Consider the following 13,294-nt stretch of genomic DNA (forward strand, 5'->3'; position numbering starts at 1 on the left):
CTCCTTCTAGTTATTAAGCCATCGGCCCGGGGTTTTTAAGATATTTGGTCACAATATTGTGTACCGAATGGTAGGCTAACGCGCCTACAAGCGCTGTTGGGTTATAACCAACGTTCTGCGGGAAAGCACTTGCACCAGAGACAAAGAGATTAGGAACATCCCAATGTTGCAGATACTTATTCACCACACTCGTTTTCGGATCATCTCCCATAATTGCGCCACCGGTATTATGTGTACTTTGATAGATTCGAGTATCGTAAGGCGCATCTAGGGCATAAGGTTTATACTCCACTTTACCGCCGGCAGCCTCCCCTACTTTTGCCATCTTCTCCATCAAGTAATTGACCATCTTATTCTCATTCTCATGCCAATTGAAGGTGAGTCGAAGAAGCGGTAGCCCATGATTATCAGTGTAGGTTGGATCAAGATCGAGATAGGCATCACGATAAGACATCACTGAACCAGAGATACCGATCGAGAAGATTCGCTGATATCCCTCTTGCGTCGCTTTTTTCCAACCACTTCCCCACTTTGGCGAACCTGCTTCTGTCGGGCTCTGTAAGATAGGGCGACCACCATGGATAGAGGTGCGGATACTCGCGCCTCCTAAGAAGCCTAATCCTGAATGATCAAAGGTTACCTCATTGAAGTCATCCATTGTCACGCCACCGGCACCTGTACCGATAAAGGTATTCAGTTTTGTCCCTTCCGGCATCACGACTTTCACACTCACATCACGCTGATAGGCATAACTTCGCCCTAAAGTCCCCGTCTCAGTCTTAGGATCATACACCTGACCAATCTTCGATAGGAGCAGTAAGCGAACGTTATGAATCGCAAAGGCATTGAGAATGACCATCTCAGCCAGCTGAAATACTTCATTTCCCTGCGCATCAATATAGGTGACGCCCGTCGCCTTTTTCCCGCTGCTATCCGTATTAACCTTAATAACATTAGCATTGGTTCTTAATTCAAAATTAGGGCGTTTCAGTAATACTGGAAGAATCGTCGTTTGCGGTGATGCCTTAGAGTAGTTATAACAAGCAAATCGCTCACAGAAACCACAATAATTACAAGGGCCTAAACGGACGCCATACTGATTGGTATAAGGAGCAGAAGCATTCGCCGCCGGCGCAGGATAAGGGTTATACCCCATCGCTTCACATCCTTTCTTAAAGAGTTCTGAAGCATAAGAATTGATTAAAGGCTTATTGGGAAACGCCGTTGAACGCCAACCTTCAAATGGATTTCCGCCTGGCTGTTGCACCCCTTTAATATTACCTGCTTGCCCCGAAACACCACATACCTCTTCAAATTTTGCAAAGAAAGGTTCTAACTCTTCATAAGTAACAGGATAATCTTGCAGATACATATCTTTGGGTATCGCATCTTCGCCATACTTCTCTTCATAGTAACTTCTAAGACGCAGTTGGTTCGGAAGATAACGATAAAACATACCATTCCAATGCAATCCGGCACCACCGACATTATTTCCAAGTAAAAAGGAGCCATACTCACGGTAAGGAACTGCGGTATCACCCTCTTTATGTCGAATGGTTAAGGTATCTTTCGCTAAGGGCTGAAACATTCTGCCTCTCACTGCGTAATTGAGCTCATCGATCACTTGCGGATACTTCGCATCGGTTGCCGTCGTCTGCATATGTCCACGCTCAAGTGCAACAACACTCTGACCGGCAGCTGTCAGCTCGACACCATAGATCGCACCCGTCCAACCAAACCCAACTAATACTACATCTACTTTTTCTTTCTCTATTGCCATAATATGCCTTTATTCTGCGCTATTTCTTAGGAAGGATGGAGACAGGTGGTAATGGATATTCCACATTATAACGATCTGCCCAGTCGAGATAATCCCCTCTTGCGCCGGGGAACCCGACCATCTGCCAACCGGCCATATCGCGATTTCCGCCATACATCGGATCGGAGAAGAAGCCCTCTTTACAATTGCCCCATAATTGAGAGAAGAAGACCGATGCAAAGACAGCGTCATCAGGGAACTCAATCTTCCCATCACTTAAGAGTGTCATCGCTTCTGTCTGCTCTTGATGGTTGAGATCAACAAATTGACGCTTATACCGATCGATACACCATTGATTAAATGCTGTTATTCCTGATTTATAGATATCTCTAGGAGTCATATTGAGTTGATAACCCAATGTAGGGGTCTGCTTCATAATCTCAGGATGAAAAGGGCCTTTCATATACCAAAGTTGCCCATGCCCATAAGGAGTATCCATCTGTCGATCGATAAACTCCGGCACCCCTGTTGCGATGGCGCCTGGACCTAACTCATCTTCAGGAATTAAGAGATCGACAGCACTTTGAATAAAGTCATACTCTTCATCATTGAAGAATGTCGGCATATATTTTGCCGGATTCTCAGGTAGATCTGCCATTGAATCGACCGAACCTGGCGCTTCTGGAATAGCATGTGCAACCTTCCCTGCTCCTACCGCTGTAATCGCGGCAACGGGTATTGCTTTTAGGGTCGTTCCCAAAAAGCCCCTTCTAAACTGATTCACTTTCTTATCATCTTGAGCCATAAAGTACTCCTCTTATCTAGGACTCGCTCTGAGTCTATTAACCTATCTCGCCAACCCATCTCAATCGACTGACCGGAATAATCTAATTAAATGAAAATGAATAACACCATTAAATTTAAACTCCACTTAAGGAACGTTAAAAAATAATAAATTCATTATTCAAGTTAGACTTAACTTTTATTTAATTTTTCATTTAATTTTTCATTTAATTTTATGATTAACTTATTAACAGACTACCACTAATACCGATTTAAATAAATTGACTAATGTATCTAAATATTTAATTTCTTTACTATTTTTATCGAAGAGAGCGATATTTTATAATTAGATGATCTAGGTCAAATTCCTATTCAGACTCAACTTCTAATAAAACAGATAGATCTCTTCGCTCTCTTTCCTACACCATCCATCTCTAATTCCTGCTTTCAAGAAGTCTAAAATCGGGTAGACTACCCTTTTGATAAGAAGATTAATAAGGTCAGCAATGATCGTTAGAAGCGCAATAAGAGCAGATAAGAAGAGGAAAAACATGAAAATATCGACAAGACTAGCACTACTAATAGCAACGGTAATGTTTCTAACAGCTTGTACAATTCGTGCAGATATTCCAAATCGAATGGTAATCGATTCTGATGGGATTGTGATTGATTCTAAAAATAAGAAGAAAAAAGATAAAGAGGGCTACTTCTGCCCACCTGGACAAGCGAAAAAAGGGAACTGTTAATTAAAGCTTAAGGTCAAAGCTCTCTCTGATCATGAGTAAAGTCAGATTGTCTAATTTGCTTCCTTGCTCGTAAAAAATAGGTGTGATATACCTTACACCTTTATTAAAATTTATAAGATGTTATCTGTTTTTAATTGTAGTAGCGATACCCTCGCACGCTTTTGGATATGACGATGCTTTTACCGAAGCATCTGATCGATCCTAAAATAGATAACCGGAGAAAACTATATGACCGTCAAAGTAAAGAAGAATAGGCTACTCAATACGCTTGAGTGGCTAGGTAATGCACTACCACATCCTGTGGTCTTATTTATCATCTTAATTTCCCTGATACTGATCGCTTCTGCTGTCGGATCTCATTTTGGACTAAGCGTCACCGATCCTCGTCCAGAGGGCGCGCCGGGAAGAGTGCCGGGTGGCGTTATTGAGGTTGTCAATCTCCTCAATCCCGATGGAATTCGCAAGATTCTCTCTAGTATTGTCACGAACTTTACGAGCTTTACCCCATTAGGAACCGTCCTTGTTGCGATGCTAGGGGTTGGAATTGCCGATAGTGCCGGGCTCTTCTCTGCAGGAATGCGTTTAGTTGTCCTAAAAGCACCGATCCGTTTTACCACGCCTGCGATCGTTTTTGCCGGCGTTATGTCTAATACTGCCGGGGAATTAGGTTACGTCGTTCTCATCCCTCTTTCTGCGGTGATCTTCCACTCAATAGGACGTAACCCCCTTGCCGGTCTTGCGGCTGCCTTTGCCGGCGTTTCTGGTGGATACTCGGCAAATCTTCTTTTAGGAACGGTTGATCCGCTCTTATCCGGTATTACCCAAGAAGCTGCTCGAATTATCGATCCTGATTATATTGTTGGGGCAGAAGCTAACTGGTACTTTATGGCATTTAGCACCTTTATCGTCACCTTCCTTGGATGGTTTGTAACTGATAAAATTGTCGAACCACAATTAGGCCCTTACGATTCATCAGAGATGAGTGAAGATGAGGATAATATCGCAATGTCTGCTGAAGTGACTCCGATCGAAAAGAAAGGATTACTTTGGGCTGGCATTAGCTTTCTGATTTTGGCTATTATCGTTGCCTTAATGGTCGTGCCGGAAAATGGTATCCTCCGAAATCAAACAACCGGTGAAATTGCTAACTCTCCCTTCTTCCGCTCTATTGTGATCTTTATCTTTATCTTCTTTGCGGTGCCGGGTATTGTTTATGGCGCAATTGTGAAGAAGTTTAAGAATGATCGAGATATTATCAATGCAATGGCAGGCGCTATGAGTTCAATGGGACTCTATCTGGTAATAGTCTTCTTTGCCGCGCAATTTATTGCCTTCTTTAACTGGACAAACATTGGACAAATTCTGGTTGTTCACGGCGCAAATTTTATTACCAGTATCGAAATTAATAGTATTGTACTCTTTATCGGATTTATTATTATCTGTGCTTTTGTCAATATTATGATGAGCTCCGCTTCGGCACAATGGGCAGTCACAGCACCGATCTTTGTTCCGATGTTGATGCTTGCAGGCTATGCACCAGAAACAATTCAAGCAGCCTACCGTATTGGTGATTCTGTCACCAATATTATTACGCCGATGATGAGCTACTTTGCACTTATTGTTGCGATCGCACTTAAATATCGCCGTAATGCCGGCATTGGGACAATTCTTTCGATGATGGTGCCCTACTCTGTCGTCTTCTTTGTCGTTTGGGTCGCTATCTTCTGTATCTGGGTCTTTGTGTTAGGAATCCCAGTCGGCCCTGGTTCTGCAATCTACTTCAACCCATAGAAAAAAGATTAGTAGCTCGATCAGCAACAAAAGATCTATAACAAGGGATCTATGACAAAAAAGCTGTCACTAGCAGTGATTCTACCGCTTGTAGTACTTTATAGCGGTAGATATAAAACAAGATAAATTATAGCTATCAAAAAGCCCGATGACATTACCTATACATTCGTCACCGGGCTTTACTTTTTCTGAAAAATCTACATTGATAGAACTCATTAATGATCAACCATTATGAGCTTAACTCTAGTGAACTCTTACCGAACTCTCAAATATAAAATGGTTTAAAACTAAAACTTAAACTAAAATTTAAAGCCCTTCACTACTTTATTAAAATCGCGCTGATCAACTCCCATCTCTATCTTAATAGAGCCACATTTAGGGCAAAAAGAGGGAGGAGTTAAATTATCACTGCGTGGCTTTCCAACCCACTTACAATCTAAACAGAGGTATCTTAATGGTGTATCTTTATAGGGTATTGGCATAATGGACTCACTTTAGTAAAAAAATTAAAACCAATAATAAAACGGATTTTTCCCTGAGGGTTAAATCAAGCGATTAAGAATAATAGATTCAAATAATAGACTAATCTGTAAATTCTATCATGATAACCCTCAATTCCTTCTTACTTTATACTATCAATGATAATGAAATATCACTGTAGCTGGATATTTATATAAGATGCTGACCAATTATTGAGTGCTGATATATTTTGAATTTTGAAACTATTATATTATCTTAATAGGTAGTAATAAAATTACAAATAAAGATAATAAAACTAAATATAAAGCAGATCTACAAAACAGAGCTATGATCTCTGTTCCTACCATTATAGGAGTTAACTATGGATTTTTCAGAAAGACTACTTTCAGTGTCTAAACGTGTTAGCCAGCAGAGCGATATTATCGAAACCGAAGAAGCAACTAAAACAGCGCTAATTATGCCCTTTATTCACCAAGTTCTTGGTTATGATGTTTTTAATCCAGCTGAGGTAATCCCCGAATTTACCGCAGATGTAGGTGTAAAAAAAGGAGAGAAGATCGATTATGCCATTGTCGATAATGGTGAAATAGCAATTCTGATCGAAGCAAAAAAGATTGGGGAAGAACTCAATGAGCAACATGCATCACAACTATTTCGTTATTTTGGAACAACTACAGCTAAAATAGCGATTTTAACCAATGGTCGTTATTATCGTTTTTATACAGATCTAGATGCGCCAAATAAGATGGATAGCCAACCTTTTCTTGAATTAGATATGCTTGATATCGATGCCCATATCGTACCTGAGATCAAAAAGTTAACAAAAGCTAATTTTGATGTTGATTCTGTAGTTAATGCGGCAGGAGAACTTAAATATCTCAGTCAGTTAAAACACCTACTAGAGAAACAGATTAAAGATCCCGCCGAAGACTTTATACGTTTCTGTATCACTAATGTTTACGGGGGAATAATCACGCAAAAGGTGAGAGAACAATTCACACCACTTATTCAAAAAGCACTCGTTCAATTTATCGATGATCGGGTCAATAATCGATTAAAATCAGCACTCGCACAACAAACAGATACTCCTAACAAAAGTGCTGTAGGAGCTACCGAAATTAATGAGGCCGATGAAATACCCGATGATGGAATCATCACAACAGACGAAGAGCTAGAAGGGTTTAATATTGTTAAAGCAATTGTTAGAAAACATATTGATGCCGAAAGAATTTGTCAACGAGATACTAAAAGCTACTTTGGCGTCTTGCTAGATGATAACAACCGAAAACCGATCTGCCGGCTACACTTTAATCGTACACAAAAATATATTGGGATATTTGATGAAGAAAAGATCGAAGAGAGACACCCTATCGATAACTTGGATGATATTTTCAATTTTGAAGAAGCTCTAGTGAAAACAGCTCTCTCTTATGAAAGTTAAAAAGAGTTTACAGACTACAATTTATCGACTAAAAAAATAATAAATTATGATCCAGCAATTCATTGATTAAAAACTCAAAAGCCCGGCTCTTTTGAGAGCAAGGGCTTTCTCTTTGATCAACTAACTTCAACTGACTCAGATCGATCAATAATCCTTGTAAAGCGCCTTCAGGGCTTACTTCAGAGCTTCACATTTTTGGCTCATATAGGGCAATGCTCGGATTGAGGAATCTCTAAAGACCATCCAATCATGATCACCATCGATCACTCGATACTCCACATCTTCAGGTTGATAATTGTGTAATGTCCAATAGAGCTTAGCGGCGGCAAGTACAATTCCTAAAGAGTCATGATCACCCGATTCAATCCAGATCGGAACAACTAGATCTTTCTGATAGTAGTTATTAAGCCTCGCTGTGTAGAGCGAATCGCCCCATGCTTTCTCATCAAATTGATTATCTTTTACAAATTGTGCTGTTTGACGTGCTGTTGATGTTTCAGGTGGAAGCGGATCATAAATTGCCGGACTTAAAACCCCAGCAGCACAGAAGAGCTCGGGATGAGAAAGGCTTAAATTGAGCGCGCCATAGCCACCCATAGAGAGCCCTCCAACCGATCTCCCGGCACGATCTTCACGAACATTGAATGTTTTTCAATATAAGGGATAAACTCCTCAACAAATGCCGTCTCCGCCTTCTCGGCATTACCATCTGTATACCAAGTGCTAGGACCAAAGGTCGGCATGACAATCACAGAATCTCGTAACTCTCCACGCTTCATCAGTTGATCAGCCGTCACTTTAATACCTCCTTTCACAAGCCAATCTGTATTAGAACCACTGGCACCATGGAGCATATAGATCACAGGATATTTATCTGCTTGAGCCGCATCATAACCATCCGGCAGATAGACCTGCATCGTCACATCTCGATCTAAAAGCACTGAATTATAAGCCGCCTCAACAACCTCACTCTCAGCATAAGAGAGCGTTGTCGAGCAGAGAAGCATTCCCACGGTTACCGATAATAATTTTTTCATTTCTACCTCCTCAGGTGTATCGCATTCGATGCCTACTTTGATTTTTATTATTGAATTTTGGAGGTCTAACGCTCTAAAGATCTTGATTGAATAACTCACATCTTCTTACGCAGAGCGGCTCGGGAGTTAGTCTCTATTTATACTTATTTTTGATACTAAAAAACGCAATCCGCCTTTACTTCCTTTTTTGTTATATCGGATTTTTTGAGGAAAAGATAGAAGTTTTTTACAGAGATTAAAAAGAATTAATCAGAATAAAATATTCAGATAAAGCACTAAAATGGGGGGGTTAAGATTTTAACAACCTATAAAAAATATAATTAATAATGTATCTCGCTATAAATCCATTACCATTATATTTTTATACTATTTTATACTTAGCCATTACTAAACTAGTAATGACTACTATAAGGATGCCAACCGCACCTATTCTTCATAAAGTATAATAAAGTAGTATTATTCTTCCTCTGTCTTCTCTTCATTTAAGAGATTTTCAATCTGCCCAAACAGATCACAGCTCTTTTGATGTCCTTCGTCACAACCCTTTTTCAAAGCTAGTTGACTTCCCTCTAAATCTGCTTCTACTCCAGTTCCTGTCGCATAAACTAGCGCTAACTCATAAAGCGCATCTAATGATCCTCTATTGGCGGCATCTTGATAGAGATTCAGCGCAACCTCAAACTCTCTTTCGCTTTGTGGTTGATAACGATAGATATTAGCAAGCTTTAATTGTGCCGGCAGATAACCATTTGCGATAGCACGTGCATACCAATATTGAGCAGAAATTCTATCCCCCTCTTCAGCTGCATAATCCCCTAAAAACTCAATTGCACCTAATTCGTTAAAATTAATTGCGCTCTTTTCAATCTCTTGAATCCCTTTAGCTTTATCTGCTGATTGCCCTATCCCATGAAAGTAGAGTTGCCCCAAGATAAAGAGATCATTCCCAGTATAATCTCCTTGAGCAATGACATTCTCTAAACACCGTAGGGTCTCTTCTTCATTTAAATCTACACAATGGCTCGAATCTATCACCTCAACAACTTCTACCTCCGGCATCAAGGATGACTCTGCCGATTTTTTCTGTTGCTCAACCACCATAAATATATTAAGCCCCAATATCACAACTAACACTGCCAAAATGACTCTATTCATCTAATCAATCCTCTTTTAAACTCATTATTGAATTACAAAAAGAGCGCCACCAATGGGCGCTCCTTATTCTATACATAAACTGCAAAAAAATAGTTTTTCTTATAAAGGAAGCCGGAGATGAATTCATCATTTCCGGCTTTTATAAATAATAATCCGATTTATTGAGATGGTAGAGGGATATTAAATATCCCTCGCCATAGTACCAAATCTAAATAATAACTTTAGTTGGATCTAAAAGCTCATCTAACGGATCAATCAAGGTTTGAGGATCAATAGTAGTGATTGGTACAACTTCACTCTCTTTAACTTTCTTAGGTTCATTCTCCTCTTTCTCTTCTTCTAACTCAGGTAACTCTAATATTCCTGAATCTTCAGAGATAAGAAGCGACTCTAAAGAAGGTAATGAGAGCTCATCTATTTGCCCTTCATCGATATCATCCACCATGAAGCTATCTACTTGTGAAAGATCAAGAGATCTATTTACCATTGTTGGCAGTTCTACTTCCCAAGCAATACCCTCTAAGAGAGAATCTAAATCTGTTGCTTCAACTTCTAAAAGTGCTTCAAACTTACCCTGACCAAGTCGATCCACATAGAGAATACCATCTTCATATTGGAGATATTGCTCAATATTATCCGTAGTCTGATTCCCATCTAAAAGTCCAACAAGATCAATCTTATCACCCTCTTCTAGATTAAAGTCAGCCCACTTATTGAAGCCATTTGCACCATTACCATTATTTCTACCTTCTGGATCACCCAGATTTTTAAAGATTACAGTATCAGCGCCGGCTCCCATTGTGAAACTATCGTCTGCGGAAGAACTTCTTGCAACATCATCATATTCTGATGCCATTACAACCTTACCAACGTTGATTTCAAGCGTTGCAGTCTCTTTAGTTCCTACTTTAGATATTGTTTCATAAATAAAACGATCAATTCCATATACTCCTCCTTTCGGCGTGTAGGTATAAGAACCATCTTTGTTAACAACTAAAATTCCGTACAACCCTTCAATCTCAATCGATTCTGCTCCCTGTTTAGGGTCATTCACAGATAGCTGTTTGTCGGCAATCTTTAATGTATCTAACATTAGCTTACCCTTATCATTTTCAAACAACATACCTGTAATAGGATCAATGCGATCCACTTCATATTCATTTAGATGAACAACTTCAATATTTACATCTAGTTTTTTAATGCCACCTTGATCTGTTGGAATAACACTTAATTCATAATCTCCCGCCGGTAAACTAGCAAGCGTATCTTTAAGAATTACATCAGCTACCTTCTCTGTTGTTTTTTCCCATTGTTGCCCTGTTGTTAAATTCTTTAGGACATAAGAGATCATCATTGGATCAGGATTAATCCATCCTTTAGAGTCTCCAACAACTTCGATAATAAAGTTTTTCCCAATCTGACCCTCTTCAATAGTAAAGTTTTTCACTTTCACTTCATCAGATTTTCCTGCCTTCGTATCTTCAATCTTTATCTCAGATTTAACGTTTTCCTCTGTAATAGCAATATTATTAAAATCATCATCAGCAGTATGAAGACCGATCTTAATATTAAGGCTATCGACTATCGTTTTTCCATTTGCATCTTGAGTCACAAGACGGAAACTATCAAATGCACCATAAGGAGGCTTCCAATCTTCAGGCGCATCTTTCGGCTTCACAACAGTATAGGTATATGTTCCATCAGAATTAATTACTAATTTTCCATACTCACCCATAACAACCGTTGCTTTACCCGGCTCTACAACTTGATCATCAACTTTCAACAAGATCGTCTCACTATCTTTGACAGCATCCCCCGTAACAGAACCACTATATTTAGCTGGTTGACCATAATCATAAACCTTTTCATGGTCTACATAGAGTCCCGCTCCGGTCAATAGTCCCAACCCGCCTTTACTCTGTAAGAAAGCTTTATATTCACCCTCACCAAACTGAAGTGTTAACTGATCTGATTTTCCACCTAAAAGAACAGCCCAGAACCAACTCTTTTCTACATGTACTTGAACATAATTTCCCGTTTCTGGATCAAGTTTATAGATATGGAGATCATAACCAACACCTATAGCAACACCTCCTGCACTTCCGTGGAATGTCATCTCTTTAACTTCATCCACTCCCACAGTAAAGTCCAGCGTTTCAGCACCTGATAGAGCTTCAGCACTTAAAATAGAACCCGCTAATGGAAGATCTAGAACAGAAAATCCAACCTGTTTAAGATCTGATTTTCCATCATACGTGATTGTTGGCTCAGTATTAAGGACAACCGTATTATCAAATTCAATCCGCTCTTCTCTTGGAGTGATATTTAACTCAAAAGTCAGCTCTGATTGGGATGTTTTTCCGGAAGGCGAAGTCACCTCGTAGGTGAAGATATCTTTTTCACCATAGCCTCGGAAATCTTCATTCACCTCATAATGATAGGAGCCATCAGCTTTAACAATTAAGTGTCCATAGAGACCCTCAACAACAATTTCACCATTGCTAGAAGTTTCTAACCACTCACCATTACTCCCCTTAATGGCAGTAAGGGTTGTACCTTCCGGCACCTCATCCATACCATATTTCGGATCTTCATCTGTAATCATATTCCCTGTGGCAGAACCTTTAACACTTTCAGCTTCCCCATAATCAAGAATAATATCTTTCTTTAATTTCAAGGTATAACCTGTTAATGCTTGTACTCCGAGGTTTCCTGCCATTAAGACCATCCACTTACCCTCAGTAAGCTCAAAGGTCGTCTCTTCAGATTTTCCACCTAAGAGATAAGAGACTAGCCAGTTCTTCTCAACCATCTGTTGCTCCCACTGACCCGTACTCTCATTCAACTTATAGAAGTAGAGATTCATAGTCGCACCAACTTGAACACCTCCAGCCTGACCTTGAAGAGTTATCTCTCTAACTTGGCCATCACCAACTTCAAAATGCATGGAGCTTTTCGCGACGTCACCAAGAAGATTTAAATCTAAAACGGGACCAAGACCAGCACTTACAACACTAAATCCTGTTTTATTCTTCTCCTCCGGGTTTTCATTCTCAATTCTCTTCGGCGTTGCATCAAGTACGACATCAACATAATTATCTACCGTCGCTAATATCTCTTCAACTCCTGCAATAACCTCCGTAGGTTGAGATTCGTTCCCGGATTTATCCGTTGCCGTAACATTAATAATCTTACCGCGCTCTAATGCCGGCTCAAATGTATAACTTGCGTCACCATTCTCATCAGCTTCAAACTCAATTGGTTTACCAGCACTATCTAGTAATGGCTTACCTTCTGAATCATAAACTTTTACAGTTGCATTAGGCTCAGTTTTGACTGTGAGCACACTATTACTGTCATCAATCTCAGCATCCGGCGCATCAGGTACAACTGTATCTTTCTCACCGGTTACAGGTGTCTTCTCTGAAGTGTTACCCGCTTCATCAGTTGCCGTAACATCAACTGTTTCACCATCGGTCACTGGGCGGCTAAGCTCAACTTCATAAGCACCACTCTCAGGATCTGCTACTACAGAACCTAAGCTATTGCCTTCTTGATCTTTAACCTCAACCGTTGAACCTGGCTCTGCCTTACCTTTAACAACAAGACCATCTTCACCGATCTCAGCATCCGGTGCATCCGGTGCAACTGTATCCTTCTCACCGGTTACAGGCGTGCTCTCTGAAGTGTTACCTGCTTCATCAGTTGCCGTAACATCGACTGTTTCGCCATCGGTCACTGGACGATCAAGTGTGATTTCATACTCACCTTGTTCATTTGCAGTGCCGCTACCGATTACTTCACCATTGCTATCCGTGACTTCAACAGTTGAACCAGGCTCTGCGTTACCTGTAACAACAAGACCTTCTTCATCGATCTCAGCTGTCGGTGCTTCTGGTGCAACTGTATCTTTCTCACCGGTTACAGGTGTCTTCTCTGAAGTGTTACCCGCTTCATCAGTTGCCGTAACATCAACTGTTTCACCATCGGTCACTGGGCGGCTAAGCTCAACTTCATAAGCACCACTCTCAGGATCTGCTACTACAGAACCTAAGCTATTGCCTTCTTGATCTTTAACCTCAACCGTTGAACCTGGCTCTGC

The 13,294-nt window shown here is 40.3% G+C and carries 9 protein-coding genes; 3 read left to right on the forward strand and 6 right to left on the reverse strand.

Annotation, left to right across the window (positions count from 1 at the left end; all coding sequences use genetic code 11):
• Positions 1-13: 13 nt before the first annotated feature.
• A complete protein-coding gene (locus B9T19_RS10040; RefSeq protein ID WP_094568497.1) occupies positions 14-1,780 on the reverse strand; it encodes a GMC family oxidoreductase in 1,767 nt (588 codons plus the stop codon).
• Between the two features lie 19 nt (positions 1,781-1,799).
• Positions 1,800-2,564 carry a gluconate 2-dehydrogenase subunit 3 family protein gene (locus B9T19_RS10045; protein ID WP_094568498.1) on the reverse strand — a complete coding sequence of 255 codons (765 nt, stop codon included), beginning with the start codon at positions 2,562-2,564 and terminating at the stop codon, positions 1,800-1,802.
• Positions 2,565-3,093: 529 nt separating this feature from the next.
• Between B9T19_RS10045 and B9T19_RS10050 the strand changes: the two genes are divergently transcribed.
• The 3 genes from B9T19_RS10050 to B9T19_RS10065 all read left to right on the forward strand — a co-directional run bounded on the left by B9T19_RS10050 (position 3,094) and on the right by B9T19_RS10065 (position 7,000).
• Positions 3,094-3,288 carry a hypothetical protein gene (locus B9T19_RS10050; RefSeq protein WP_094568499.1) on the forward strand — a complete coding sequence of 65 codons (195 nt, stop codon included), beginning with the start codon at positions 3,094-3,096 and terminating at the stop codon, positions 3,286-3,288.
• Between the two features lie 228 nt (positions 3,289-3,516).
• Positions 3,517-5,079 (forward strand): AbgT family transporter, encoded by a 1,563-nt coding sequence (locus tag B9T19_RS10055; protein ID WP_094568500.1) that lies wholly within the window; start codon positions 3,517-3,519, stop codon positions 5,077-5,079.
• An 841-nt stretch (positions 5,080-5,920) separates the two neighbouring features.
• Positions 5,921-7,000: a type I restriction endonuclease gene (locus tag B9T19_RS10065; protein ID WP_094568502.1), complete on the forward strand. Its 1,080-nt coding sequence runs from the start codon at positions 5,921-5,923 to the stop codon at positions 6,998-7,000.
• 174 nt (positions 7,001-7,174) lie between these two features.
• Here B9T19_RS10065 and B9T19_RS10810 read toward each other — a convergent pair whose 3' ends face one another.
• The 4 genes from B9T19_RS10810 to B9T19_RS10085 all read right to left on the reverse strand — a co-directional run.
• Positions 7,175-7,597, reverse strand: coding sequence for an alpha/beta hydrolase-fold protein (locus tag B9T19_RS10810; protein ID WP_094568503.1), 423 nt, complete (start codon positions 7,595-7,597; stop codon positions 7,175-7,177).
• Entirely contained in the window at positions 7,570-8,037 is a 468-nt protein-coding gene (locus B9T19_RS10815; protein WP_094568504.1) for an esterase family protein, read from the reverse strand. Before B9T19_RS10815 ends, B9T19_RS10810 begins: the two co-directional genes overlap by 28 nt.
• 456 nt (positions 8,038-8,493) lie before the next feature.
• Entirely contained in the window at positions 8,494-9,192 is a 699-nt protein-coding gene (locus B9T19_RS10080; RefSeq protein ID WP_094568505.1) for a tetratricopeptide repeat protein, read from the reverse strand.
• 208 nt (positions 9,193-9,400) lie between these two features.
• Positions 9,401-13,294 (reverse strand): BapA/Bap/LapF family large adhesin (locus B9T19_RS10085; RefSeq protein WP_143436884.1); only part of this gene is annotated, 3,894 nt, incomplete at its 5' end.

Origin of the sequence: Ignatzschineria sp. F8392, from assembly GCF_002252045.1 — a bacterium.
GTDB lineage: Bacteria > Pseudomonadota > Gammaproteobacteria > Cardiobacteriales > Wohlfahrtiimonadaceae > Ignatzschineria.